At 71.5% G+C, this 24848-nt stretch carries 24 protein-coding genes and 1 pseudogene; 13 read left to right on the forward strand and 12 right to left on the reverse strand.

The features are described from left to right. Positions 1–1104 carry an amidohydrolase family protein gene (locus tag A4R43_RS13880; RefSeq protein ID WP_113692719.1) on the reverse strand — a complete coding sequence of 368 codons (1104 nt, stop codon included), beginning with the start codon at positions 1102–1104 and terminating at the stop codon, positions 1–3. A gap of 92 nt (positions 1105–1196) precedes the next feature. Here A4R43_RS13880 and A4R43_RS13885 point away from each other — a divergent pair, with 92 nt between their 5' ends. The 8 genes from A4R43_RS13885 (at position 1197) to A4R43_RS13920 (ending at position 7818) form a co-directional block, all read left to right on the forward strand. Then, positions 1197–2558 (forward strand): glutamine synthetase family protein, encoded by a 1362-nt coding sequence (locus tag A4R43_RS13885; protein WP_113692720.1) that lies wholly within the window; start codon positions 1197–1199, stop codon positions 2556–2558. 17 nt (positions 2559–2575) lie between these two features. Next, positions 2576–2893, forward strand: a complete 318-nt coding sequence (locus A4R43_RS13890; protein WP_113692721.1) for a hypothetical protein — start codon at positions 2576–2578, stop codon at positions 2891–2893. Positions 2894–2912: 19 nt separating this feature from the next. Beyond that, on the forward strand, positions 2913–3335 hold the full coding sequence (msrB, locus tag A4R43_RS13895; RefSeq protein ID WP_113692722.1) for a peptide-methionine (R)-S-oxide reductase MsrB: 423 nt from the start codon (positions 2913–2915) through the stop codon (positions 3333–3335). Positions 3336–3406: 71 nt separating this feature from the next. Continuing rightward, a complete protein-coding gene (locus A4R43_RS13900; protein ID WP_113692723.1) occupies positions 3407–4309 on the forward strand; it encodes a TIGR04222 domain-containing membrane protein in 903 nt (300 codons plus the stop codon). Positions 4310–4312: 3 nt separating this feature from the next. Then, positions 4313–5233 (forward strand): TIGR04222 domain-containing membrane protein, encoded by a 921-nt coding sequence (locus A4R43_RS13905; protein WP_113692724.1) that lies wholly within the window; start codon positions 4313–4315, stop codon positions 5231–5233. Positions 5234–5312: 79 nt separating this feature from the next. Then, on the forward strand, positions 5313–6215 hold the full coding sequence (locus A4R43_RS13910; protein WP_113692725.1) for a TIGR04222 domain-containing membrane protein: 903 nt from the start codon (positions 5313–5315) through the stop codon (positions 6213–6215). Next, positions 6208–7017 carry an MbnB/TglH/ChrH family RiPP precursor modification enzyme gene (locus A4R43_RS13915; protein ID WP_418190822.1) on the forward strand — a complete coding sequence of 270 codons (810 nt, stop codon included), beginning with the start codon at positions 6208–6210 and terminating at the stop codon, positions 7015–7017. Before A4R43_RS13910 ends, A4R43_RS13915 begins: the two co-directional genes overlap by 8 nt. A gap of 453 nt (positions 7018–7470) precedes the next feature. Further along, positions 7471–7818 (forward strand): SCO6045 C-terminal-like domain-containing protein, encoded by a 348-nt coding sequence (locus A4R43_RS13920; RefSeq protein WP_113692726.1) that lies wholly within the window; start codon positions 7471–7473, stop codon positions 7816–7818. Here the strand turns inward: A4R43_RS13920 and A4R43_RS13925 are convergent. The 5 genes from A4R43_RS13925 to hemE are packed head-to-tail and all read right to left on the reverse strand — an operon-like array spanning position 7789 to position 13015. Then, entirely contained in the window at positions 7789–9123 is a 1335-nt protein-coding gene (locus A4R43_RS13925) for a CoA transferase (RefSeq protein WP_236809208.1), read from the reverse strand. The two genes, A4R43_RS13920 and A4R43_RS13925, sit on opposite strands and share 30 nt — an antisense overlap. A gap of 9 nt (positions 9124–9132) precedes the next feature. Further along, positions 9133–9777, reverse strand: coding sequence for a hypothetical protein (locus A4R43_RS13930; protein WP_113692727.1), 645 nt, complete (start codon positions 9775–9777; stop codon positions 9133–9135). A 50-nt stretch (positions 9778–9827) separates the two neighbouring features. Then, entirely contained in the window at positions 9828–10520 is a 693-nt protein-coding gene (hemQ, locus tag A4R43_RS13935) for a hydrogen peroxide-dependent heme synthase (RefSeq protein ID WP_113692728.1), read from the reverse strand. Further along, the gene (gene hemG, locus A4R43_RS13940; protein ID WP_113692729.1) at positions 10508–11932 is read right to left on the reverse strand and encodes a protoporphyrinogen oxidase; all 1425 of its coding nucleotides are present in this window, start codon (positions 11930–11932) and stop codon (positions 10508–10510) included. The genes hemQ and hemG overlap by 13 nt, the downstream gene beginning before the upstream one ends. Before the next feature lie 3 nt (positions 11933–11935). Next, positions 11936–13015, reverse strand: a complete 1080-nt coding sequence (hemE, locus tag A4R43_RS13945) for a uroporphyrinogen decarboxylase (RefSeq protein WP_113692730.1) — start codon at positions 13013–13015, stop codon at positions 11936–11938. A gap of 99 nt (positions 13016–13114) precedes the next feature. Between hemE and A4R43_RS13950 the strand changes: the two genes are divergently transcribed. After that, positions 13115–13678 carry a DUF3000 domain-containing protein gene (locus A4R43_RS13950; RefSeq protein ID WP_162788460.1) on the forward strand — a complete coding sequence of 188 codons (564 nt, stop codon included), beginning with the start codon at positions 13115–13117 and terminating at the stop codon, positions 13676–13678. On the opposite strand, the gene A4R43_RS13955 is transcribed toward A4R43_RS13950, so the two are convergent. Genes A4R43_RS13955 through A4R43_RS13975 form a run of 5 tightly spaced genes read right to left on the reverse strand, consistent with a single transcriptional unit; the run spans position 13675 to position 17961 of the window. Next, positions 13675–15243: a polyamine aminopropyltransferase gene (locus tag A4R43_RS13955; protein ID WP_205215329.1), complete on the reverse strand. Its 1569-nt coding sequence runs from the start codon at positions 15241–15243 to the stop codon at positions 13675–13677. The genes A4R43_RS13950 and A4R43_RS13955 overlap by 4 nt on opposite strands. Continuing rightward, complete coding sequence (locus A4R43_RS13960; RefSeq protein ID WP_113692732.1) at positions 15240–15662, reverse strand: DUF350 domain-containing protein; 423 nt, start codon at positions 15660–15662, stop codon at positions 15240–15242. Before A4R43_RS13960 ends, A4R43_RS13955 begins: the two co-directional genes overlap by 4 nt. A 44-nt stretch (positions 15663–15706) precedes the next feature. Then, positions 15707–16900, reverse strand: coding sequence for a hypothetical protein (locus A4R43_RS43275; RefSeq protein ID WP_205215330.1), 1194 nt, complete (start codon positions 16898–16900; stop codon positions 15707–15709). Continuing rightward, positions 16897–17325 (reverse strand): DUF4247 domain-containing protein, encoded by a 429-nt coding sequence (locus A4R43_RS13970; protein WP_113692733.1) that lies wholly within the window; start codon positions 17323–17325, stop codon positions 16897–16899. Before A4R43_RS13970 ends, A4R43_RS43275 begins: the two co-directional genes overlap by 4 nt. A gap of 27 nt (positions 17326–17352) precedes the next feature. Continuing rightward, positions 17353–17961, reverse strand: coding sequence for a DUF4178 domain-containing protein (locus tag A4R43_RS13975; RefSeq protein WP_113692734.1), 609 nt, complete (start codon positions 17959–17961; stop codon positions 17353–17355). Between the two features lie 648 nt (positions 17962–18609). Between A4R43_RS13975 and A4R43_RS13980 the strand changes: the two genes are divergently transcribed. The 3 genes and pseudogenes from A4R43_RS13980 (at position 18610) to A4R43_RS13990 (ending at position 21747) form a co-directional block, all read left to right on the forward strand. Continuing rightward, complete coding sequence (locus A4R43_RS13980; RefSeq protein WP_040406084.1) at positions 18610–19326, forward strand: response regulator; 717 nt, start codon at positions 18610–18612, stop codon at positions 19324–19326. A 60-nt stretch (positions 19327–19386) separates the two neighbouring features. After that, on the forward strand, positions 19387–20643 hold the full coding sequence (locus A4R43_RS13985) for a ribonuclease D (protein WP_113692735.1): 1257 nt from the start codon (positions 19387–19389) through the stop codon (positions 20641–20643). A gap of 119 nt (positions 20644–20762) precedes the next feature. Further along, positions 20763–21747, forward strand: a pseudogene (locus tag A4R43_RS13990) (IS481 family transposase). On the opposite strand, the gene A4R43_RS13995 reads toward A4R43_RS13990, so the two are convergent. After that, positions 21744–22424, reverse strand: coding sequence for a TetR/AcrR family transcriptional regulator (locus A4R43_RS13995; RefSeq protein WP_205215331.1), 681 nt, complete (start codon positions 22422–22424; stop codon positions 21744–21746). The pseudogene A4R43_RS13990 and the gene A4R43_RS13995 sit on opposite strands and share 4 nt — an antisense overlap. Before the next feature lie 134 nt (positions 22425–22558). On the opposite strand from A4R43_RS13995, the gene A4R43_RS14000 reads away from it, so the two are divergent. Next, positions 22559–24811 (forward strand): glycosyl hydrolase family 18 protein, encoded by a 2253-nt coding sequence (locus tag A4R43_RS14000; RefSeq protein WP_113692736.1) that lies wholly within the window; start codon positions 22559–22561, stop codon positions 24809–24811. Positions 24812–24848 lie beyond the last annotated feature (37 nt).

The raw sequence follows: 24848 nt of genomic DNA on the forward strand, positions 1-24848 counted from the left end.
TCAGCTGGTGAAGTAGACGCGCCGCGCGTTGTCCCCGGCCACCATCCGCCGGAACCGCCCGGCGTCCGCTTCGGTCCACGATCCGGCTTCGACACCGCCGGTCAGCACCTCGTCCAAGGCGCGCCGGAACAGCGTGGCCGCGAGGAAGTACAGCTCCGGCAGGCCGAAGGCGTCGGAGCTGTAGAGCACCTTCCCGAACGGCGCCAGCTCGGTGAGTTCCGCGAGCAGCGCGCCGGCGCGGTCGCCGAGATTGTGCGCGGCGAGTCCGATGTCGACGAACACCGTGCCGAACACCTGCGCCAGGTAACCCGCTTCCCGGTGGAACGGGTAGTTGTGCAGCAGCAGCAACGGAATCCCGGTCGGCTGCAGTGCCCGCAGCAACGGCATGAGCAGCAACGGATCGGCGTCACGCAGGTTCAGGTCGGGGTCGCCGAGGCCGATGTGGAACTGCACGGGCAGCCCGAGGTCCACTCCGCACCAGATGGCGAACCGGTGCAGCACCTCGTCCGCGACCCGGCCCTGCCCCGCGCGCAGGAACCGCCCGGCGGCAGCGGTGACCTCGGCCGGGCTGGGGCGTTCCGGGGCGAGGTCCAGTCCGGTCCGGTACGCGGCGACAGATTTCACGCCGACCGCGTTTTCCGTGCGCGCGGCCAGCCTGTCGCGGAAGGACGCGGCGAAACCGGCGGCGGACACACCGTCGGCGAGCACCTGCTCGGCGACCTGTTCCAACCGGACGATCTCGTGCGCGGGCGCGTCCGCGAGCGCACCGAGATCCGCCAGGCCCAGCAGCGGTTCCGGCTCGAACCCGGTGTCCACCAGCAACGCGCTCAGCCCGGCCGCGCCGAGGAACCGCCTGCCGACCTCGGTGTGGCCCAGTTCGGTTCGCCGGCGGAGGTATTCGTCAGCGGGTGCGTGGGTTTCCAGGTCCAGCACCGGCGCGCACCACCGGCGGACGGCCAGCCCGATGCGTGAGTCGAACAGCGAACCGCCCAGCGTGCCCGGCTCGGGCGCCTCGGTGAGCAGGGCTTCGAAGGCGTGCCGGTCCAGGTCGCGCCGCACCACCGAGTGGCAGTGGTGGTCGACCAGCGGAAGTTCGGGCTCCATCTGTCCTCTCTCGACCGGATAGCGGACGACAAAGTTGATCGTTCACGCGAAACTGATGCTCTGTCCAGACCGCGGCTGAAGGGGTTTGAGGGATGGACCAGCACGATCGCGAAGCGCGTGCCGGACAGGCCAGGCCGCTCGCCGCGGCGCTCGGCGAGCGCGGGGTCGCCGCCGTCGCGGTGACCTGGGTGGACACCAGCGGCATCACCCGCGTCAAGGCGGTCCCGGTGCCGCGGCTCGAGCACGCCGCCGCCTGGGGCATCGGCGCGTCGCCGGTGTTCGACGCCTTCCTGGTCGACGATTCCGCGGTGACCGGCCGGTTCGCCGGCGGCCCGGCGGGTGACCTGCGGCTGCACCCCGACCTGGACCGGCTGACCGTGCTGGCCGCACAACCGGGCTGGGCCTGGGCGCCCGCCGACCGCTACCAGCAGGACGGCACACCACACCCGGGCGATTCGCGGCTCCTCGCGCGCCAGGCCGTCGCCCGGCTCGCCGAACTCGGCCTGACCGCGCGGCTGGCCTTCGAGGTCGAATGGTGCGTGTCCCTCGGTGACGGTGACGAGTTCGTCCCGGCGAGTCCGGGCCCGGCCTACGGCATGTCCAGGATCGCCGACCTGTCCGGTTACCTGCACGAACTGCTGGAGGCGCTGAGCGCGCAGGGCGTGGCCGTCGAGCAGTTGCACCCCGAATACGCCGCCGGTCAGTTCGAGGTGTCGGTGGCGGCAACGGACCCGGTGGGCGCGGCGGACCTGCTGGTACTGGTGCGCGAGACCATTCGCGCGGTCGGCCGGCGACACGGCCTGCGCACCACCTTCGCGCCGAAGGTGGTGGCGGGCGGGGTCGGCAACGGCGGGCACGTGCACCTGAGCCTGTGGCGTGACGGCACCAACCTGATGGCCGACGGCGACGGCTGGCACGGGCTCACCGAGCTGGCCGAGGCCTTCGCGGGCGGCATCCTGGACCGGCTGCCCGGCCTGCTCGCCATCGGCGCGCCGTCGGTGGCCAGCTACCTGCGGCTGGTGCCGTCGCACTGGGCCGGTCCGTTCCGCTGCTGGGGCTGGGAGAACCGCGAAGCCGCGCTGCGCCTGGTTTCCGGGGAGTCCGGCCACGGCCAGCGCGCGGCGAACCTGGAGGTCAAGGCGTTCGACGGGGCCGCGAACCCGTACCTGGTGGTGGCCGCGCTGCTCGCCGCGGGCTCCACCGGCATCGCCGAGCAGGCGGCGCTGCCCGAGCCGATCCAGGTCGACCCGGCCACCCTGCCCGAGGACACCGTGCAACGCCTGCCGGACAACCTCAGCGCGGCGGTCACCGCCTTCGAAGCGGACCCGGCGCTGCGCAAGGCGCTCGGCGAGGAACTGGTGGACACCGTGATCACCGTGCGTCGCGGCGAGGTCGCCTTGTTCGGCGGCCTCTCCGCCGAAGAAGTCGTGGCGCGCACCCGATGGCGCTACTGACGCGATACCGTGAAGCCATGGCCGCTGCCAAGAACAGCACCGGCAGGTCGGACGACGAGCCGAACCCCCGGTTCCACGAAGACCTCGTCGGGCTGGACCCGGCGGATCCGGAAGCCCAGGAGTTCGCCCGCCATCTCGACCGGATCGAGCGCTGCGGGCCCGCCTTCACCGTGGAGGCCTCGCTGGACGGGGTGGCCGAGTTCGCCGACTCCAGCCGCCGCGCCGGTGGTTTGCGCTGGTGGACGGCGGTGGCCGTGGTGTGCCTCATCCTGATCGGCGTGATCGTCGCCTCGTGGGACATCGTGCTGCGGACGCTGGCCTGGCTCGCCGAGTAACGTGGGTGGTGTGAAAGGTATGAAGCCCGTTGTCGGCGCGACTCCCCGCGTGGTGAAGTCCGAGCAGGAGTGGCGGGAGCAGCTCGGCCCCGAGGAGTACGCGGTGCTGCGTGAGGCAGGCACCGAACGCCCGTTCACCGGCGAGTACACCGACACCAAGACCACCGGCGTCTACGAGTGCCGCGCCTGCGGCGCCGAGTTGTTCCGCAGCGACACCAAGTTCGAAAGCCACTGCGGCTGGCCGTCGTTCTACGACCCCGCCGATTCCGACGCGGTGCTGCTGCGTGAGGACCGCACCATGGGCATGGTCCGCATCGAGGTGCTGTGCGCGTCGTGCCACAGCCACCTCGGGCACGTGTTCGAGGGCGAGGGCTACGACACGCCGACCGACCAGCGGTACTGCATCAACTCGATCTCGCTGAAACTGGTGCCCAAGCCGTAACCCGTTCCGGGGACAGCCGCCTCCCCCGCCCGATACCGTGACGCGCACGCTTCGGGTGGGAGGGGCACCGAATGGCTGATCCGTGGGGGCTGTCCGGCCCGGTTTTCCTGATCATCTACGCCTGCTGCCTGGCCGTACCGACCGTGGTGCTGGCCTCCGGGCTGGTGCGGCTCCGCTCGGGCACCGCCGGCGCGGGGCAGGGCCCGCTCGACGCGGTCCAGGCCGCGTTCCTGCGCGGCGGCCCGCGACGCGCGGCCGAGACGGTGCTGGCCGGGCTGATCGAGCGCGGCCTGCTGCGGGCGGATTCCTCGGGCACCCTGCGCCACACCGGCGGCGCCGGCGCGAACCCGCTGGAACAGCAGGTGCTGGCGAGCACGAGCGGCGCGGGCGGTCGCACGCCACTGACGCTGGTCACCGGGCTCGGCCGCTCCGGTGCCATGCAGGCGCTGCGGGCCGACCTGGTCGCCAAGGGACTGCTGGTCGACGCCCGGCGGCGGCGTGCGGTGTGCTTCACCGCGCTCGGGCTGTACGGCCTCGTGCTGCTGCTCGGCCTGTTCCGGATCGCGGTCGGAGTCGCCGGGCAGTTCCCGGTCGGCTACCTGACGCTGATGGTGGTCGCCGCGCTGGCCGGCCTGATCACCACGTCGACGCTGCTGGTGCGCGGCGGTGACCAGCCGACGCAGGAAGGCAGGCGGACGCACACGGCCACCTTCCCCGGAGCGCCGGGAAAGGTGGCCGCTCACGGCCTTTCGTCGTACCCGGACCACAAGATCCGCAAGGCACTGCGGTACAGCATGGCCCTGCCCCGGCGGCGGCGGTCGAATTCTTCGTGCGGAAGCTATGCCGGTGGTGCCATGGTGAGTGGTACGGGTTGCGCGTCGGCCGGCAGCGGCTGCTCGTCGTCGTCCTCGTCGGGTGGTGGCAGCAGTTGCGGAGGCGGCGGCGGTTGCGGTGGTGGTGGCGGAGGAGGCTGAGCGATGGACGAGACCTGGGGCCTGACCGGATCCGGTTTCCTCGGGCTGTACCTGGCCCTCTTGGTGGTTCCGGGGCTGCTCGGCGCGCTGGTCACGCTGGCCGTCCGGCAGCTGCGGCTGCACGGCTCCGCACCGGACGATTCGCCGTTGCCGACCGACTACCACGTCGCCTACCTGGCCCGCGGTCCGCTGCGTGCGGTCGAAACGGCCATCGCCGCCCTGGTCGACCGCGGCAGCCTGCGGGCGGAAAGCGGCGGGCGCGTCACCTCGGTCGGCGGTGAGCCGGAGGACGACCTCGAGCGCGTCATCTTCGAGACCGGTTATCTCGGCACGACCACGAACGAAGCCGCGGTCGCCGCGCTGAAGTCACCGGAGCTGACCGAGATCCGGCGTGATCTCGAACTCCGCCGGCTGATCGAGCCGGAGTTGCCCACGCACGTGATCTGGCTCGGGGTCACCGTGCTCTACGGCCTGGTCACGCTGTTCGGCCTGGTGCGCTGGTTCGCGGTGGTCACCACGAGCACACCGATCGGTTTCCTCAGCTTCCTGATCTTCGTCGCGGCCGGTGCCGCCTTCGCCGCGCTGGCCCCGGCCCGCCGGCGGCCGCGGTTGCTCAAAACCGAGCTGGGCAAGCAGGTGCTGCGCGCGTCACGGCAGAACCTGACCGGCGTGACGCGTGAGGTCGCGCTGAACGGCGGCCTGTCAGCCTATCCGGATCCCGAGGTCGCGCCGGTGCTGGAGCTGAAGTTCAACCGCTCGCGTCGACGCTACCCGGGGACCAGCAGCGCCGGGGTGATCGCCGGAACGCTGCTCGCGGGCGCGTTCGGGCACGGGGTGCCCGGCGACAGCGGCGCCGGGGACGGCGGTGGCTGCGGTTCCGGCTGCGGTGGCGGTTGTGGTGGTGGCGGAGGCGGCGGCAGCTGATGCCGGTGGAATTACGGCCAGAACTGTCGGTGCACTGACCTAGGCTCCGGACAGGTTCGATTCGGTGGGAGGCCGAGTGATGAAAGACCCATGGGGCATCTCGGGTCCGGGGTTCATCGTGGGGTACCTGTGCCTGCTGGCCGCACCACTGGTGATCGCGCTCGTCGGCCGCATCGTGCTCGCTTTCACCGGGAAGCGGGCGGCCACCGCGTACGTGCCCGGCAACGTGTACGAGGTGGCGTTCCTGGCCGGTGGGCACGACCGGGTCGTCGAGACCGCCGTGGCGTCGCTGCTCGAGCGCGGGGTGTTCCGCGCGGACAGCACGGGGCGGGTGAGCGCCGCCGGTGCGGTGCCGTCCGATCCGGTGGAGCAGGCGGTGTACCGGGTGGTCGCGCGCCGCGGCACCACGCGGATGCCCGACCTGCGCCGCGAACTGCGCTCGGCGGCGGTGCTTCGCGGCATGGCCAAGCATCTCACCGACGCCGGGCTGATCCGGCCCATCGGCGGGCGCGTGGTCCTGCGGCGGATGGTGTTCTCGCTGTACCTGCTGGTGCTGGGCATCGGCGTGGTGCGGCTGATCAGCGGTATCGCGCTGGACCGGCCGGTGGGTGTGCTGATCTTCCTGCTGATCATCGCCGCGGTGGCCACGTTCATCGCCTCACGGGTGGCCAAGGCGGCGCCCATGGTGCGGCCGACCGCGCAGGGCTCGGTGCAGCTGGCGAGCGCGCGGAAGGCGCAGTCGCAGCGGCATTCCACGCGGTCGGGCGGCCCGCACCGGTCGTCCGCGGCGGTGCCGATCCTCGCCGGTGCCGCGGGCGCGGTCGCGCTGGGCGGCATGATGATGTATCCGGACGAGGAACTGCGGACGGCGCTGGCCGCTCCTCCCGCGGGCGGTTCGTCCGGTGGGGACGGTGGCGGCTCGTCCTGCAGCGGTGGTTCGTCCGGGTGCGGTGGTGGCTGCGGCGGGGGTTGTGGTGGCTGAGCTGCCCCGGTTCGGCGTCGGGATCGGCTGGCGGCCGGAGCTGGACCTGACGGTGCCGCGCCTGCCCGGGGTCGACTGGGTGGAGGTGGTCGCGGAGAACCTCCAGCCCGGCGCGCTCCCGGCGACGCTGACCGCGCTGCGCGATCGCGGCATGCCGGTGCTGCCGCACGCGGTGTCGCTTTCGCTGGGTGGCGCCGAGGAACTGGACACCCGGCGGGTCGAGCACCTGGCCGAGCTGACCGAGGCGCTGGGGGCGCCGGTGGCGAGCGACCACGTGTGCTTCGTGCGCGCGGGCGGGCTGGACGCGGGTCACCTGATCCCGTTGCCGCGTACGCGCGAGGCGCTGGACGTGCTGGTGGACAACGTGAAGCTGGCGCAGTCGATCCTCGGGGTGCCGTTCGCGCTGGAGAACATCGCGGCGCTGCTGGAGTGGCCCGATCCGGAGCTCAGCGAGGCGCGGTTCCTGGCCGAGCTGACCGATCGCACCGGCTGCCTGCTGATCGTGGACGTGGCGAACCTGTACGCCAACGCCCGGAACCTGGGCAGCGACCCCGTGTCCTTTTTGGACGAAATCCCCCTGGACCGGCTCGCCTACGTACACGTGGCCGGCGGCGAAGAACACCACGGCATCTACCACGACACACACGCCCACGCCGTGCCACCACCGGTACTGGACCTACTCGGCGAGCTACGGTCCAGAGTGGACCCACCCGGCGTCCTCCTAGAACGCGATGACGCCTACCCCACCGATGCCGAACTGGCCGCGGAACTGGCCGCCATCCGCGCCGTAATCGAGCCATGAGCCGGAAACAGCGGTCCGCCCGCTATACGCACCACGCACCACGCACCCGACGGTACCCACCCCACCAGCCGCAACCCACACAGCGGTCAAGCCATGAGCCGGGACCAGCGGGCCACCCGCTACGCGCACCACACGCCGACGCCACCCCGCCAACCGGCTTCAACGCGCGCCAGGCAAACGTCAAGCCACAATCGCAAGCGGCCCACCGGCATGCCACTGAAACACAACAAAACCCACGCCACCAACGCCGACCTAACCGCAACCCACACGGCGATCAGCCCATGAACCGAGCACTAACCGCAATCCGCACGGTGGCCGAGCCATGAGCCAGCAACAGCGGGCAGCCCACTACGCGCACCACGCGCCCACGGCACCCCACCCCACCCACCGCAATCCACACGGCGATCAGCCCATGAACCGAGCACTAACCGCAATCCGCACGGTGGTCGAGCCATGAGCCGCGAACACCTGGCGGCGCAGCAAGCGGACCTACTGCGTGCACTACTCGCCGACGGCACTCCCCCACCCGGCTTCGACACCGACCGGGTGGCCGTCGAGGTGCGGGCGCTGCGCGCCAAGCGCCGCCGGGTCGTCGCCTACCTGCGGCCCGACCTGGCGCAGGAGCTGGACGACAGGTTCACGCCCCTGTTCGACGAGTACGCGGCCGCGCACCCCCGTGAAGAAGGCGTCCGGATGCGGCAGGACGCGGAAAACTTCGCGAACTGGCTCACCGCGAAGGGCGAGCTGAAGCCACCGCGCTGGTGGCGGCGGTTACCAGGACGGGCGATCCGAGCCCGGTAGCCGGGTACCTTCCGTCCACTGTGGATTCGCACCGGGCACCGGGACGTAGGTCAGTTCGCCATAGGCGCTGGGCAGCGTCGCCAGCAGGTCGTCCACCTGGTAGCCGGTGTCGGTGATTTCGCGGCGCCCCAGGGATTCCAGCCATTCCGCGGTGTGCGCGAGCGCCACCTGCCCACGCCAGCCGCCGCCATCGGTGGCGGCGCGGCGCACCGCGGTCATCACCGTCGCCGCGGCGAGCCAGCCGGTCGCGTGGTCGAGCGCCTGCGCGGGCAGCGGGCGGGGATGATCAAGCCCGGCGTGCGCGGCGATGCCGGTGGCCAGCTGCACCAGGCTGTCGAAGCCGCGCCGGTTGCGCCACGGGCCGTGCCAGCCGTACGCGGACAGGTCGAGCGTGATCAGGCCAGGGAACTCGTAGGCCAGTTCCTCCGGCGAGAAGCCCCAGCGGGCCAGCGCGCCGGGACGGAACGACTGCACGAACACGTCCGCCCTGGCCAGCAGCTTGCGCAGCCGCGCACGACCGGCGTCCTGCGTGAGATCGGTGAAGGCAGAACGCTTCCCGAGCCCGGTGTCCATCCACAGTGGATCGATCCGCGGCAGGTGGGCGGCGCCGATGTGCAGCACGTCGGCGCCGTGCGCGGCGAGCACTCGCCCCGCCACCGGCCCGGCGATGACGTGGGTCAGTTCGAGCACGCGGACCCCGCCGAGCGGGCGGTCCGACTCGAACAGCCGCTTCGGCAGCGCGTCGCCGGTCTGGCGCAGCTCGACCAGCGGCTGTCCCGCGACGGCTTCGCCCTGCGGGTGGTTCAGCCAGTCCTGGCGGGTGCGCAGCAACGCGGCCGCCCCACCGGCCGCGATCACCGCCTCCTGCACCTCGCGGGCGCGGCGCTTGGCGACCGCCTCGGTGACCGCCTCGCGGGTAGCGGCGGTGCCGAGCCCCCAGCAGACGGCGGCGACGTGGCGGGGGTAGTTGCAGTGCAGCCGGACCCACCCGTCGGTGGCGAGGTAGTCGCCGGTCAACGGCGCCCACAGCTCGCCGGGGACCTGGCCGTCCACCCGGAGGTGGCGCTCACTGTGGAACGAAGCCACCGCATGCCGCAGGTCAACCGCGACCGGCGGCGGCTCGATCCCCCGCACCCGAAGCAACTCACCCGCGGCGAGCGTCGCGACCCCGACACTGGCCGCCGCGGCGGCCGCCACCCGGAACGGCCCGGGCAGCACGGACTCCTCGCCCCCGACCGCCACCGCCCCCGGCGGCAGGCTTTCCCCGCTGACCTGCCGCCACACCGCGGCGAGTTCTTCTTCGATCACGTTCCCTCAGTTGCTCTCGGGCCGCTGCCCGCTCAACAGCTCGATGATCTGCCTCAACTGCTCGCCCTGGCTGTCGAGCTTGGCTCCGTGACTGTCGAGCTTGACCCCTTGGCTATCGATCTTGGCACCTTGGCTGTCGAGCTTGGCCGCCTGGCTGTCGAGCATGGCGCCTTGCCTATCGAGCATGGCCCCTTGACTGTCGATCTTGGCCGCCTGACCGCTGAGCATCAGCGACTGGGCGTCCAGGCGAACCTTGATGTTCTCGAACTCGATGTCATGCCCGTCCAGCCGGGTTTCGATCCGGCCGAACCGAGCGTCGTACTCGCCGAGTCGGGTATCCAAGCCATCCAGCCGGGTGTCGATTCGGTTCAGGCGGGTGTCGATGGTGTCGAACCGGGTCTCGTGGTGGGCGAGCGCCTCGGTGTGTGCTTCCAGCGTGGCCTGCATCCGGCTCAGCTGAGCACCGTGGTCATGCTGCACTTCGAGGACCGACGCCACCTTCGTGTCGATGGCGTCGACCCTCGTGTCGATGCCATCGATCCGCTTGTCGATGACGTCGACTCTCTTGTTCGTGTCGTCGAGGAGTTCGTACACGTCGTCGACGTCGTGGCGCAGTTGCTTCTGCTTCCGGTTGATCTCGGGGAAAGACATGTGGGCCACCTTACCGCCGTCGTTGCCAAGTGGCCTATGCCACCCCGTCGCTACGGCAGGTTCTGGATGAGCTCCGCCGGCGGCACCCGCGTGCCGGTGTAGAAGGGGATCTCCTCCCGCACGTGCAGCCGCGCCTCCGTGCCGCGCAGGTGCCGCATCAGGTCGACGATCCGGTGCAGCTCGTCCGCCTCGAAGGCCAGGATCCATTCGTAGTCACCCAGCGCGAACGAAGCGACCGTGTTCGCTCGCACGTCCGGGTAGTCCCGCGCCTCCTTGCCGTGGTCGGCGAGCATCTTGCGACGCTCCTCGTCCGGCAGCAGGTACCACTCGTACGACCGCACGAACGGGTACACGCACACGTACTTCCGCGGCTCCTCCCCCGCCAGGAACGCCGGGATGTGGCTGCGGTTGAACTCCGCGGGCCGGTGCAGCGCGACCTGGCTCCACACCGGCACCGAAGCCCGCCCGAGCGGGGTCCGCCGGAACCCGGTGTAGGCGGCCTGCACCTGCTCGATCTCCTCGGCGTGCCACCAGATCAGGTAGTCCGCGTCGGCGCGGAGGCCGGCGACGTCGTACACCCCGCGCACCACCACGCCCTTGCTCTCGAGACCGTCGAGGAACTCGGCGGTCTCGCGCGCGGCGGGGCCGCGGTCCTCGGGCAGCCGGCCCGGTTCGGCCCGGAACACCGACCAGGCGGTGTAGCGAATGGTGTCGTTGAGCTCGTTGTAGTTCAGCCGCGCCATGCGTCCATCTTCGCAAACTCCGCCAGCCTCGCGGCGGCGGCGTCCGCGGTGGCGACGCAGGCGGGAATGCCGACACCACGCAGCGTGGCCCCCGCCACTTCCAGGCCGGGCAGCCCGGCCACGGCACGGTCGATCGACGCGACCAGCTCGGTGTGCCCGGCGCCGTACTGCGGCAGCCCGCCACCCCAGCGGGTGACCACGGTGTCCACCGGTTCGGCCCGCACCCCGGTCAGTTCGGCGAGGTCGTCGAGCACCAGCCGCACCAGTTCGTCGTCGTCGGCGTGCAGCGCGCCCGGCTCGCGGAACCGGCCGACCGACCCGCGCAGCAGCACCACGCCGTCGTCGCCGGTGTGATGCGCCCACTTCCTGGCCGAGAAGGTGAACGCCTTGACCGCGAACGGCCTGCCGTCCGCGCGCCGCTCCGACGCCCCGACCAGCACTCCCGACGCGTCCGGCAGCTCGGTGCCCGGCGGCAGCGCCAGCCCGATCACCGCCATCGACGCCAGTTCGACCTGCCCGAACGCCGACGACGCCGCGGGCGCGACGCCGTCGAGCAGCCGCCGGGCGGCCGGGGCCGGCACCGCCAGCAGCACCGCGTCGAAGTCCACAGTGGACTCTTCCGGCGCGTGGGCGGGGGCGGCGGCACCGACGACCAGGCGCCAGCCGGCGGGCAGGCGATGCAGTTCACGAACCGTCGTCCCGGTGCGGACCTCGGCGCCCGACGCCGCGGCGAGCCGGTCGATCAGGGTGCCGAGTCCGGAGCTGAGCGTGCCGAACACCGGCGCGCCGCTCGGCGATGCGGGCACCAGCGACGCGGCGGCTTCGGTCAGTGTGGCCGCTCCCCGGTCGAGCGCACCGGCCAGGCCCGGCATGGTCGCGCGCAGTCCGAGCCCGTCCGCTCCCCCGGCGTAGACCCCGCCGAGCAGCGGGTCGACCAGGCGGTCCACCAACTCGTCACCGAAGCGCGACCGCAGCAGCCTGCCCAGGGGCACGTCACCCTCGGGCAACACGACCGGCGGCAACGCGGCTTCGGCGGCCACCGCCGCCAGCCCGTCCGGAGACAGCACCCCGGCCACCGCGTCGGCGCTCGCGGGCACGCCCATCACCGTGCCCGGCGGCAGCTGCCTCGCCTGCGCGCCCGCGCGCACGGTCGCCCGTGCCCCGGTCGGGTGGACCACGTCGAGCCCCAGTTCCCGCGCCAGCGCCACCGCTTCGGGACGGCGGGCGAGAAAGGCTTCGGCGCCGAGGTCGAACGGCCGTCCCGCCAGCGTGCCGGTGCGCAGCTTGCCGCCGATCACCCCGGTCGACTCGAACACGGTCAGCTCGGCCCCGGCACCGAGCAGGCGGCGCAGCCGGTAGGCCGCAGCGAACCCGGAGACGCCACCGCCGACCACGGCGATCCTGGTGACCATCGGTTACAGCGAGTGCACGAGTTCGACCACCCGGGTGATCACTTCGGGGTCGGTGTCGGGCAGCACGCCGTGTCCCAGGTTGAAGATGTGCGCGGCGGCCGCGCGGCCCTCCTCGGCGATCCGGCGCACCTCGGCCTCGAGCACCGGCCACGAGCCGAACAGCAGCGCCGGGTCCAGGTTGCCCTGCACCACCGGCGCCGAACCGGGCCGGGTGGCGGTCAGCCGTCGGACGGCCTCGTCGAGCGGCACGCGCCAGTCGACCCCGACCACGTCGGGACCGGCGTCGCGCAGGTCGGACAGCAGTTCCCCGGTGCCGACGCCGAAGTGGATCCGCGGCACGCCCGAGTCGGCCACCCCGGCGAACACCTTCGCCGAATGCGGCAGCACGAACTCGCGGTAGTCACGCGGCGAGAGCGCCCCCGCCCACGAGTCGAACAGCTGGATCGCGTCGACCCCGGCGGCGATCTGCACCCGCAGGAAGCCGAGCGCGATGTCGGCGAGCTTGTCCGCCAGCGCGTGCCAGACCTCCGGCTCGGAGTGCATCAGCGCCTTGGTGCGCTCGTGGTTGCGGCTCGGCCCGCCCTCGATCAGGTAGGACGCCAGCGTGAACGGCGCGCCGGCGAACCCGATCAGCGGGGTTTCGCCGAGCCGCTCGACCAGCAGCCGCACGCCCTCGGCAACCGGGACCACCTGCTCGGCGTCCAGCTCGGGCAGCGCGGCGACCGCGGCGGCGTCACGCACCGGCGACGCCACGACCGGGCCGGTGCCCGCGACGATGTCGATGTCCACACCCGCCGCCTTCAGCGGCACCACGATGTCGCTGAACAGGATCGCCGCGTCCACGCCGTGCCGCCGCACCGGCTGCAGGGTGATCTCCGCGAGCATCTCCGGGTCGAAGCAGGCGTCGAGCATCGCGGTGCCCGCGCGCAGCTCGCGGTACTCGGGCAGCGAACGACCGGCCTGCCGCATGAACCACACCGGCAGGCGGCTGGGCCGCTCACCCCGCGCGGCCAGCAGGAACGGGGCATCGGGCAGCGCGCGGCGCGCGGTGGCGCTCGCGGGCGCTGAAGCAGAGGAAGACATCGGTTACATCGTGCCACGCAGGAGGTCAGGGCCGATTTCCAGGCACCTGACGGCGCGTCCGCCAGCTCAGCGGGCACTTTCCGGCCTACAGTCCAGAGCGTGACCGCGATGACGCATGCGCCAGACCTCTTCCGCGAGGCGGTGGCGGCACTGGGTTCGGTGCGCGCCCGTCCGGAGGTGGTTCTCGAGCCGATGCGCGCCCCGCAGCGCCTCGCCCCCTGGGCGTACGCGCTCAGCTGCGAGGTCACCGGCCCTGCCGACGTGCTCGCGTCGGGCAGGCTGGTGCTGCTGCACGACCCGGACGGCCAGGAGGGCTGGAACGGGGTGCTGCGCATGGTGGTCTACGTCCGTGCCGAACTCGACCGCGAGCTGGCCACCGACCCGTTCCTGCCCGCCGTCGGCTGGTCGTGGCTGACCGACGCGCTGGAGGCCACCGGCGCCGGGTACACCGCGCTCGGCGGCACGGTCACCGAAACCTCGTCGGCCCGCTTCGGCGACATCGCCGGGCCCGCCCGCACCGACGACCTCGAGCTGCGGGCGTCCTGGACGCCGGACGACGCGGGCCTGCGCCCGCACGGCGAGGCGTTCGTGCAGCTGATGTCCAGCGTCGTCGGCCTACCGCCGGTGGGCGTGTCCTTGTTCGAACAACGCTCGGGTTCCTAGTAGGCGCGCCATTCGTCCTTCGCGTAGTCGAGCACCCGGGGCTGCATCAACGAGGACGAAGGCACGTCCGGGATGCGCCGTCGATCCACCGGGAAGACGGCGGACGCGCGCAGCGATTCGGTATCCAGCGCACGCAACGGCGGCGCGGCGGGCGAAAGCGCGAGTTCGGGCTCGCTGTTCACCGCGGCCAGGTGGAAGCCCCAGTCCCCGAAGCTCGGCACCGACATGTAGTAAGGCACCGTGCGCAGGCCGACCTCCCGCAGCGACGACTCGACACACCAGTAGGAGCGCGGCGCGAAGTACGGTGATCCGGCCTGCACGACCAGCCGTCCGCCGTCGGCCATCGCCCGCCGGACCAGCGCGTAGAACTCGACCGAGTACAGCTTCGCGGTCGCCGTGGAGTCGGGATCGGGCATGTCGACGATGATCGAGTCGTACCGCGCGGCGTTCTCGCGCAGCCAGGTGAACGCGTCGGCGTTGACCACCTGGACCCGCGGATCGTTGAACGCGCCCCGGTTCATCGCCTGCAGTTCGGGCTGGGACCTGGCCAGCCGCACCACTTCGGGGTCCAGCTCGACCAGCGTCACGTTCCGGACGTCCGGGTAGCGCAGCACTTCACGCAGCCCGAGGCCGTCGCCGCCGCCCAGGATCAGCACGCTCTCGTGGCGACCGGCGAGCACCGGGTGCACGAGCGCCTCGTGGTAGCGGTACTCGTCGACCGAGCTGAACTGCAGGTCGCCGTTGAGGTAGAAGCGCACGTCCGGCGGTCCGCTCAGGTTGACCGACTCGGTGATCACGATCTCCTGGTACGGCGTGCGTTCGGCGTGCACGACGGGGTCGGCGTAGAGGGCCTGCCGCGCGGACAGTTCGAACTGCCCGGCGAAGGCGAAGGTCGCGGTGAGCACCACGGTCACGCCGACCGCCGCCACCGCGAGGATGGCCTGCGTCCGCCGCCGCAGCCGCTTGCGGAACACGGTGAGCACCAGGCCCAGCCCGGCGATCGCGTTCACCGCGCCGACCAGCAGCGCACCGCGGATCTGGCCGAACACCGGCAGCAGCAGGAACGGGAAAGCCAGCCCGCCGAGCAGCGCGCCGACGTAGTCCGCGGCGAACAGGTCGGCCACCGCGCTGCCCGCGTCCTGCTTGCGGATCCGCTGCAGCAGCGCCATCAGCAGCGGGATCTCGGCGCCGATCAGCATGCCCAGCAGCAGCGCGATCACCACCAGCGCGGGCACGTACAGGCTCAGCCAGGCGTAGGCGGCGTAGAGCAGCAGCACGCTGAGCCCGCCGAGCAACGCCAGCGCGATTTCGATGCCCGCGAACGCGGCCTCGGCGCGGCGCTGGAGCGGCTTGGCCAGCAACGCGCCGACGCCCATCGCAAAAACCATCACCGACAGCACGATCGAGGCCTGCCCGACGGTGTCGCCGATCAGGTAGCTGCCGAGCGCGACCAGCGCGAGTTCGTAGACCAGGCCGCAGGCCGCGCAGATGAAAACGGCGAGCAGGACCGCGGCCCTGGCCAGGCGCGTGCGGGGCGCCCGAATGCTCTCTTGGGTGGCGGTCACGTGATGGCGGCGGCGATGATCGCGCTCACCGCGACGTGCACCGCGGCCGAGACCCACACCGCCGGGTGCGGTTCGGGGCGGGCCAGGATCTCGCCGAGCTTGCCCGGGGTGGCGAGGTCCAGCAGCACGAACGCGATGGACATCAGCGCCAGCCCGGCCAGGCCGAAGACCACGGTGGACATCAGGCCGGTGACCAGGTCGCTGTCGCTGGTGATGATCGCCGTGGTGACGATGACGCCGACGCCGAGCAGCCCGGACGCCAGCAGCACCGACGCGTTGCGGTTGCCCTGCACCCAGATCAGCTCGCGGAGCTTGCCGGGCGTGGCGAGATCGACCAGCACGAAGCCGAGCGCCATCAGGATGGTGCCGACCGCGCCGTAGGCCAGCGTGGCCAGCAGGCCGAGAACGAGTTCGGACATGGTCGCCTTTCAGTGCTTATCGGTGCTTGGGTTGGGGTTCAGCGTCAGCGGCCGGATGGTGGCCAGGGCTGTTGGGGGTGAGGCGGGTACGGGGGCTGCTGGGGATACGCCTGCCCACCCCACCCCGGCTGCTGCCCGGCATGACCGGGCTGGCCTGACTGACCGGGCGGGCTCGGCTGGCCTGACTGCGGTGACTGCCCCGAGTGCCCCGGCTGCGTGGCCTGGCCCGGCTGCCCAGGCTGGCCCGACTGCCCGGGTTGGCCCGGCTGCCCCTGCTGCCCGGGCTGCGATGGCTGGCCCTGGTGCCCTGGGTGGCCAGGCTGCGGTTGCCCCGGCTGGCCCTGGTGCCCGGGCTGCGTTGAGTGGCCCGGTTGCCCCGGCTGACTCTGCTGGCCGGGTTGCGGAGGCTGGCCCTGCTGGCCGGAGCGCGGCGGGTAGCCCGGCGGTTGCTGGCCTGGCTGCGGCCCGGCAGGCGCCGAACCCGCGTTCTTCTTTCGTGCCCGCGAACGCATCCAGAAGCCCAGCACTACGCACACCACGATCCCCACACCGAGCCCGGACAAAGTGAGCGTCGTGCTCAGTGGGAAGTCCGAACTGCCCGCCCGCCCCAGTGGCCGCGGGGTGGGCCGGTCCGCCGGGGGTGGGGTGGGCACCGCCTGCAGCGCGCCCGACTCGACCATCAGCAGCGGCAGCCCGAGCGCCGCGTGCCCGGTGCCGCCCACCGGGTCCTCCACCAGCGCCGGGCCGTTCACCCCGAGCCGCGCGAAGTCGTCCTCGCGGGGCAGCTTCGTGAACTCGGGCGAGCCAGCCGCCGACACCCGGACGCCGTCCGGTGATTCGGAGCTGTCGGTGCTGTACCCGACGGCCACCCGTGTCTCCAGCCAGCGCGGGCAGGTGTTCGCCGCGACGCCCGGCCCCCGGCTCGAGCCGAGCTGCACCTTCTTCGTCGAACCGTCCTCCAGGCTCCACCCGAAGCAGATGCCGTACGCCTTCTCCAGCTCGGCGAGCCCCTGGGTCAGCTCCTCCTGCGCGGCCGGGCTGAATGCGGGCAGCAACCCACCGCCGTACCTGGTGCCGTCGGAATACGAAGTCGTGTCGGCGTTGTGGAACTTGCCGGGGTCCGGCGGCGCCGCACCACCGACCTCGCTGAACACGCCCCACGCCACCCCGGCCACGATCAGCGCGACCAGGAACCAGGCGCAGCCCTTGCCCGGCTTCTTCGGTTCGGTCTGGCTCATTTGCCCGCCCCCGGTCCGCGGCCGCGGAAGTCACCGCCGTGCGTGGAGGTCCAGCCCCAGTACCCGCTGGTGTGCCCGTAGCGCCGGTAGGCCCGGTCCACGTCCATCACCTGGATGGTCGAGCCGGTCCCCCGCGGGGTGATGACCACGGCATCCGATGAATACCGCAGGTAGATGCCCGAATTGTCGGCCGACTGCGCCAGCGGCTTCCAGTCGGTGACGATCAGCGTCGACACCGCGCTCGGCTTCTCACCCGAGGTGTAGGAGCGCACGTCGGTGTCGAAGTCCTGCGAGGTGTCGCGGTCGAACTCGTTGTCCACGAAGTTCGCCACGCTCGTCCCGCCGAAGAACAGCAGGTTCACCGCGATGATCAGCGCGATCACCGCCAGCACCCCGCCCAGCACGAACCACAGCCGGTATTTCACGTCGTCCTCTTCCCCAGTCCGCCCCGGTCAGCCCGCCGGCGGGTAGATCCGCACCTCGTACCGCGACAGCACTTCACCGCGGCTGACCTCCCACTTCCCGCTCTGGCCGTAGGACTCCAGCGACAGCCGGGCGTCGTCACCGGCGGCGTAGTCCTGGTAGTGCACGGTCCCGCCGGAGTCGAGGCCGGTGGTGCCCTCGGCGGTGAAGGTGGCGGTGCCGGACTCCTGGTGGCGGTAGGTCCGGCCGTCCAGCTCGATGGTCTTGCCCGGGGTGACCGTCACGTCGGTCAGGGCGGTGAACAGCACCAGCTCCAGCTCCGGGTCCTCTTCCACGGACAGCCAGAACCGGCGGCCCGCGGCGTTCTCCAGCAGGTGCTCGGTCCACGACCAGCCGTCCTCGGTCAGCCGCAGCGTGCCGCGCACGGCGTAGGACTCACCGCGGATTTCGGCGATCGCCCCGGGGCCCAGCGTCCGCGGATCCCCGCGCACCGCGTCCACGTCACCGGAGCCGAACGGGTCGGCGCGTGGTGCTTCGGCCTTCGGCGCGGACCGGCCGCGGCGGGCCAGGAGCACCCCGACCACCACCAGCGCGGCCAGCACCAGGACGAGCAGCACCACAATGAGCACGTCAGCCATTCGTGTGAAACCCCCATTACGCCCGGCTACCGGAATCTCGTCGAACCGGTCATCGCCCGGCGGACCGCGCACACTCTAACCAGCCGCCCGGATCGATGTGGGCGGTTTGCCCGGAGAGGCTCGCGGGTCTCCCCCGCGGGGGTTCGGCGGATGGGGGACGGCACCGGCGGCCAGGCGCCGGAATCCCGCAGTCCGTCACACAGCGGATGCGCGATGTGACTGTTATGTCCGGAAAACACGCGTTCATCCGGTTGTCCACCGGACAACTGGGACCCGGTGGTCCGGTCGGCCAGACCGCGCGTGCCTCCCCCGACCGGCCGTAGCGGAGGCCCCGGAGTACCCGCGAGAGTGTTCCTCTGCGGATGCACGTAGCGAATGCACGCCCATCCGGGTGGCAGCAACCTCTGTTCATCGCCGGTCTTCAGGCATCTGTTAGCCAGATGCGCATTACTACCCCGATCGTGTGACGACGATGCCATGGAGTGACGACTCGATCCAGATCCGTACCCGTTCGATCCCCCCACTGACCCTCTCGGGCGGCTAGAGTGCCTTCGACGACACCACTTTCGGTCTAAAGCTGGCGCGGCTGATTGGCCGAAAGTCCCGGTGCCGGTCGGGGGGCACGACCGACTCCAGGGAGGTAGTGACGTGGCTGCCGTCGGCTTATCTCAGGCCGTCCGTTCCACGCCAGCCGGTGCATTGCCGGCGAGCATGGTTCCGCACCCGCGGGAAGAACTTTTTTCCGTACTGGTGGTCGATGACCACCCGTTGTTGAGGGAGGCAATCGCAGCAAGACTCGCACAGATGGGTGCGGGCACCGTTCACGAGGCCGCCACGGTGGCCGAGGCGAGGGCGAGGGCGACGGCCACCGGGCCGTGCGACCTGGCCATCCTCGATCTCGGCCTGCCCGATGGCAGCGGCATCGAGCTGGTCACGGAACTCCGTAGCCATGGCTGGCCTCGCGTGGTGGTGCTCGCGTCCTCGGACGATCCGTACGCGGTGCGTTCGGCGTTCCAGGCGGGCGCCCAGGCATACCTGCTGAAGTCCGCGTCGCCGGTGGTGGTCACCGACGGCGTGCGCAGGGTGCTCGAGGGCGGCGTCTACGCCGATCCGAGCGTCGCTCCCGTCCTGGCCACCGGCACCAGGGTCGCCGGCACCGACAACACCCCGCGCGAGCTGTCCGCTCGCGAGGTGGAGGTGCTGCAGCTCGTCGCCGACGGCCAGTCCAACAAGGAAATCGGTGAGGAGCTCAGCCTCTCCGCGCTCACGGTGAAGTCCCACCTGTCGCGGATCGGCCGCAAGCTCGGCACCGGTGACCGGGCGCAGATGGTCGCACTGGCCATGCGCGCGGGCGTCATCCGCTAGTCAGGCACACTGCGGTAAGGGCCGGCCAGGCGCGGCCGGCCCTTACCGTAGGGTCATGGGGTGGATACCGCTGATCAGGACGGCGCGACGCCCGGTTCGCCGGACTCGCCGGCGCCGATTCCGCTGAGGGAACCGGCCGAAGGGACCCCCGGGGTCATCGCGGACCCGGAGGCGCTGGCACACGCCTGCGCCCGGATCGCCGAAGGCACCGGCGCGATCGCGGTGGACACCGAGCGGGCCTCCGGTTACCGCTACTGGCCCAAGGCCTACCTGGTGCAGTTGCGCCGGGAGGGCGTGGGCTCCTTCCTCGTCGACCCCATCCCGCTGAGCGGGCAGCTGGGGCCGCTCGCCGACGTGCTCAACGGCGCCGAATGGGTGCTGCACGCGGCTTCCCAGGACCTGCCCTGCCTCGCCGAGCTTGACCTGCGCCCGACCGCCCTGTTCGACACCGAGCTGGCCGGGCGGCTGGCCGGGTACGACCGGGTCGCGCTCGGCACGCTGGTCGAGCGGCTGCTCGGCTACCAGCTGGAGAAGGGGCACAGCGCGGCCGACTGGTCCCGCCGCCCGCTGCCGGTCGACTGGCTGAACTACGCCGCGCTGGACGTCGAACTGCTGATCCCGCTGCGCGAGAAGCTCGAAGCCGAACTCGAAGCACAGGGCAAGCTCGACTGGGCGCGGCAGGAGTTCGAGGCGGTCCGCACCGCTCCCCCGCCCCCACCGAGGGCCGAACCGTGGCGCCGGGTCTCCGGCATCCACAAGATCCGCTCCCCGCGTGGCCTGGCCGCGGTCAGGGAGTTCTGGCAGATCCGCGACGAGATGGCGCGCAAGCGCGACCGGGCACCCAGCCGGGTGCTGCCGGACAGCGCGATCGTCAGCGCGGTGCTCGCCGATCCGAAGACCACCGCCGAACTGCAGGCGCTGCCGGTGTTCAGCGGGCGCGTCCAGCGCAAGTTCGCCTCGACCTGGCTGCGGCCGCTGCAGGTGGCGCGTGCGCTGCCCAAGTCGGAGCTGCCGCTGCCCGCCCAGCCCACCGACGGCCCGCCGCCGCCGAACCGCTGGGCCGACAAGGACCCGGACGCCGCGGCCCGGCTGTCCGCGGCGCGGGCCGCGCTCACCGCGCTGGCCGAGCACCACCGGCTGCCGGTGGAGAACCTGCTGCTGCCCGAGCTGGTCCGCCGCACCTGCTGGCGGCCGCCGGAGAACCGCGACGAGGCCGGGGTGGCCGAGGTGCTGCGTGCGGGCGGGGCCCGTCCGTGGCAGCTCGAGCTGACCGTGCCCGCGCTGGTGAAGGCGCTGGCGGCCACGGCCGAGAACTAGGTGTACTGCCCCGGGAGGTTGCGAACGTGGGGACACGTAGTCGGATGATCTTGGTATGAGGGAGGGCCTCCGGGTTCGGTGTGGATTGCGACATCTGCACCAAGCCCACGGAGGCCCTCGTGACCCACGCTAACGCACCCTTGACCCCGGTAGGCAGGCTGCCTGGCTCGTTGTGTCGTGGACGATCAGTGGCCGCTGCGGCGGGCCGCGGAGCGGTTCCAGGTCTCGGTGTCCACCGCGCGGCGGTGGGCTGGCCGATACCGCGCCGAGGGCGAGGCGGGCATGATCGACCGGTCCTCACGCCCGCATTCCAGCCCGCGCAGAACCCCGACGCGCACCGAGCGGCGGATCATCAAGGTCCGGGTGTTGCGGCGGTGGGGGCCGGCGCGGATCGCGTTCTTCCTGCGCCTGGTGCCTTCCACCGTGCATCGGGTACTGGCCCGGTTCGGCCTGGCGCGGCTGGCCCATCTCGACCGGGCCACCGGCCGCCCGATCCGCCGCTACGAACGCGCCACCCCCGGCGAACTGGTGCACGTGGACATCAAGAAGCTGGGCAACATCCCCCACGGCGGCGGGCACCGGGTACTCGGGCGCGCCCACTCCCGGCGCAACGCCCGCGCCACCACCACCGAACGCCGCAACAACCGGGCACCGATCGGCTACAGCTACCTGCACAACGCCCTCGACGACCACTCCCGGCTCGTCTACAGCGAAATCCTGCCCGACGAGAGGAAAGACACCGCGGTGGCGTTCTGGCTCCGCGCTCAGACCTTCTTCGCCGCCCACGGCATCACCGTCGAGCGGGTCCTGACCGATAACGGCTCCTGCTACACATCCCGCGCCTGGCGCGACACCCTCGCCACTGCCGGCATCAGCCACAAACGCACCCGCCCCTACCGACCCCAGGCCAACGGCAAAGTCGAACGCTTCAACCGCACCCTGCTCGACGAATGGGCCTACGCCCGCCCCTACCAGTCAGAACAAGCACGACGTGACGCGTTCCCCGGCTGGCTACACACCTACAATCACCACCGCGGCCACACCGCACTCGGCGGCCACCCACCCGCCAGCCGCGTTCCCAACCTCCCGGGGCAGTACACCTAGACGCGCGAGCACTCGAGGGCGGCGGCTTCGAGCAACGCCAGGCCCGCCGCCCGCACCGAACCGCTCGCGCCCGGCAGGCCCGCCAGGCGCAGCACGGCGTCGGCGCCGTGGCGCGCGTGGGCTTCCACGTCCAGCCGCGGGTTGTCACGGCGAGCCGACGCGACGCTTTCCACCAGGCCGAACGCCAGGCTGGTGCAGATGTCCAGCGACGCCGGTTCCGCCCCGGCCTCGGCGATCAGCGCGCGGTAGCAGTCCTTCAGCTCGGCGCGCGCGGCCCGGAAGCCGGTCAGGTTCAGCGCCTTGACCTCGGGCAGCAGGCACAGCACCCCGAGGTTGTGCCGGGCGGTGCCGAGCAGGCGGATGTCGGAGTAGCTCAGCGCCCACAGCCGGACCTCGGCCGGGGCCAGCTCCCCCAGCAGTTCCCTGGCCACCGCCAGCGACGGGTCCACCGTCTCCGCGAGCAGCGCGGCGAGCAGGTCCTCCTTCGCCGGGAAGTGGTAGTAGAGCGAGGCCTGCCGCAGCCCGGCCAGTTCCGCGATCGCGCGGGTGGTCGTGGCCGTGTACCCGGCCGTGGTGAACAGCTCGGCGGCCGCGTCGAGCACGGCCTCGCGCGCGTCGTGCCTGCTCGCCGCGACGCCGTTGGCCCGCGGTCTGCCCACTCTGCCCGTGTTCCGCACGCTGGAATGGTGCCAGGTGCCGCGCGGGTGGGCTGGATCGACCCAGTTGAACAATGGTCTATACCTATCACCGGTCGCCCGCTAGCGTGGAATGGTCTGGACCACTATCCCGTCCTCGCGCAAAGGATCAGGCCATGCGGCACACCCCACGCCGATTGCTCAGCGCACTGCTGTCCTTCCTGCTGGCGATCACGGTTTCGGCGGCGCTCGGCAGACCCGCGGCCGCCGCCAGCCCGCTGACCGCCGCGTTCACCCTCACCGGCACCACCGGCGAGTACCAGGTGACCAACACCGGGTCCACCGCCGTCTCCGGCTGGACGATCACCTTCCGGCTGCCCGCCGGGGTCACCGCCACCAGCGGCCAGCACGGCACCGTCACCCAGCACGGCACCGAGGTCACCCTGGCCCCGGCGCACTACATCAACACGCTGCAGCCCGGGAAATCCACCTATCCGTACAGCCCGACGTTCCAGCTCAGCGCGGCGGCCACCCCGACCGCGTGCCGGATCGCGAACGCCAACTGCGACGGCTCCCCCGACACCCCGCCGTCGGCACCTTCGAACGTGCAGGCCACGGTGAAAACGACGAAGTCGGTGACGCTCACCTGGACCGCGTCGGCGCCGGGTTCGCTGCCCGTGGCGGGTTACGACGTGTTCAACGGCAACACCAAGGCCACCACGGTCACCAGCCCCACCGCGACGATCACCGGGCTGACTCCGAACACCGGCTACTCGTTCACCGTCGTCGCGAAGGACACCGCCGGGCTCGCCTCCCCCGCGTCCGCACCGCTGGCCGTGCGCACGAACAACCCGGCCGACGACACCCTGGCCCCGAGCGCGCCGGGCAACCTGCACACCACCGGAACCGACGCGGGCAGCGTCTCGCTGGCGTGGACCGCGAGCACCGACAACACCGGCGTGGCCGCCTACGACGTCTACCGCGGCACCGCGCTGGCCGCCACGGTGACCACCACCAGCGCCAAGATCAGCGGGCTGACACCGTCCACTTCGTACAGTTTCTCGGTGCGTGCCCGCGACGGCTACGACAACACCTCGGCACCGAGCAACACGGTCACCGCGAAAACCGGCGACATCGTCGGCGGGTACGCGAAGATCGGCTACTTCGTGCAGTGGGGCATCTACGGCCGCCAGTTCTTCGTGCGCAACCTCGACACCAACGGCGCGGCGGCGAAGCTGACCCACCTGAACTACGCCTTCGGCAACATCGATCCGGTGAACCTGACCTGCCTGCAGGGCGTCACCAAGGGCACCACGCCGAACCCGCAGGACCCGAACCAGGGCGACGGCGCCGGTGACGCCGAGGCTGATTACAGCCGCCCGATGTCGGCGGCGCAGTCGGTCGACGGCGTGGCCGACACCGGCTGGGAGAAGCTGCGCGGCAACTACAACCAGCTCAAGAAGCTCAAGGCGAAGCACCCCCACCTGAAGGTGCTCATCTCGCTCGGCGGCTGGACCTATTCGAAGTACTTCTCCGACGTGGCCGCCACCGACGCCGCGCGCAAGAAGTTCGTCGCCTCCTGCCTGGACATCTATCTCAAGGGCAATCTGCCGGTCTACAACGGCGCCGGCGGGCCGGGCACCGCGGCGGGCATCTTCGACGGCATCGACCTCGACTGGGAATGGCCCGGCGCGGAAGGCCATCCCGGCAACCACGTCAGCCCGGCGGACAAGGTGAACAACACCCTGCTGATCAACGAGTTCCGCCGGCAGATGGACGAACTCGGCGCGCAGCACGGCAAGCGCTACCAGCTGACCGCGTTCACCCCGGCCGACCCGGCGAAGATCGAGGCGGGCTGGGAACTGGGCCCGGTGGCGAACTCGCTGGACATCTTCAACGTGCAGGGCTACGACTTCCACGGCGCGGGCAGCGACAACTCGTGGGAGCCGAACCGCACCGGGCACCAGGGCAACCTGTACACCGACCCCGACGACCCGTACAACTTCCACTTCAGCGTGGAGAACGCGATCAAGCCGTACCTCGACGCCGGGGTGAACCCGCGCAAGCTGACCGTCGGGCTGGCCTTCTACGGCCGCGGCTGGCAGGGCGTGACCGACGGCGGCAAGGCCGGTGAGTGGCAGGCGGCCAACGGCGCGGCGCCGGGGCAGTTCGCCGAGGAAGCGGGCACACGAGGTTATTCGAACCTGGTGGCGAGCGTGCCGAACTGCATCGTGCACCACGACGAGGCCGCGGTGGCGACCTCGTGCTTCACCGGCAACGGCGGGCAGTGGTGGACCTTCGACGACGCGTGGTCCATCGGGAAGAAAACCGCCTGGATCAAGGAGAAGGGCCTGCTCGGCGCGATGATCTGGGAGATGTCCGGTGACACCGGCGTGCTGATGAGCGCCACCCACAACGGCCTGCGCTGACGTGGTGTCCACCACTCGACTGGACCACAGCGCTGGT

It is taken from the genome of Amycolatopsis albispora, from assembly GCF_003312875.1.
GTDB lineage: Bacteria > Actinomycetota > Actinomycetes > Mycobacteriales > Pseudonocardiaceae > Amycolatopsis > Amycolatopsis albispora.

What these genes read in the sequence shown, in the direction of transcription:
- A4R43_RS13880 (WP_113692719.1), bottom strand. Translation starts at nt 1,104, where the DNA reads ATGGAGCCCGAACTTCCGCTGGTCGACCACCACTGCCACTCGGTGGTG.
- A4R43_RS13885 (WP_113692720.1), top strand. Translation starts at nt 1,197, where the DNA reads ATGGACCAGCACGATCGCGAAGCGCGTGCCGGACAGGCCAGGCCGCTC.
- A4R43_RS13890 (WP_113692721.1), top strand. Translation starts at nt 2,576, where the DNA reads ATGGCCGCTGCCAAGAACAGCACCGGCAGGTCGGACGACGAGCCGAAC.
- msrB (WP_113692722.1), top strand. Translation starts at nt 2,913, where the DNA reads ATGAAGCCCGTTGTCGGCGCGACTCCCCGCGTGGTGAAGTCCGAGCAG.
- A4R43_RS13900 (WP_113692723.1), top strand. Translation starts at nt 3,407, where the DNA reads ATGGCTGATCCGTGGGGGCTGTCCGGCCCGGTTTTCCTGATCATCTAC.
- A4R43_RS13905 (WP_113692724.1), top strand. Translation starts at nt 4,313, where the DNA reads ATGGACGAGACCTGGGGCCTGACCGGATCCGGTTTCCTCGGGCTGTAC.
- A4R43_RS13910 (WP_113692725.1), top strand. Translation starts at nt 5,313, where the DNA reads ATGAAAGACCCATGGGGCATCTCGGGTCCGGGGTTCATCGTGGGGTAC.
- A4R43_RS13920 (WP_113692726.1), top strand. Translation starts at nt 7,471, where the DNA reads ATGAGCCGCGAACACCTGGCGGCGCAGCAAGCGGACCTACTGCGTGCA.
- A4R43_RS13930 (WP_113692727.1), bottom strand. Translation starts at nt 9,777, where the DNA reads ATGTCTTTCCCCGAGATCAACCGGAAGCAGAAGCAACTGCGCCACGAC.
- hemQ (WP_113692728.1), bottom strand. Translation starts at nt 10,520, where the DNA reads ATGGCGCGGCTGAACTACAACGAGCTCAACGACACCATTCGCTACACC.
- hemG (WP_113692729.1), bottom strand. Translation starts at nt 11,932, where the DNA reads ATGGTCACCAGGATCGCCGTGGTCGGCGGTGGCGTCTCCGGGTTCGCT.
- hemE (WP_113692730.1), bottom strand. Translation starts at nt 13,015, where the DNA reads ATGTCTTCCTCTGCTTCAGCGCCCGCGAGCGCCACCGCGCGCCGCGCG.
- A4R43_RS13960 (WP_113692732.1), bottom strand. Translation starts at nt 15,662, where the DNA reads ATGTCCGAACTCGTTCTCGGCCTGCTGGCCACGCTGGCCTACGGCGCG.
- A4R43_RS43275 (WP_205215330.1), bottom strand. Translation starts at nt 16,900, where the DNA reads ATGAGCCAGACCGAACCGAAGAAGCCGGGCAAGGGCTGCGCCTGGTTC.
- A4R43_RS13975 (WP_113692734.1), bottom strand. Translation starts at nt 17,961, where the DNA reads ATGGCTGACGTGCTCATTGTGGTGCTGCTCGTCCTGGTGCTGGCCGCG.
- A4R43_RS14000 (WP_113692736.1), top strand. Translation starts at nt 22,559, where the DNA reads ATGCGGCACACCCCACGCCGATTGCTCAGCGCACTGCTGTCCTTCCTG.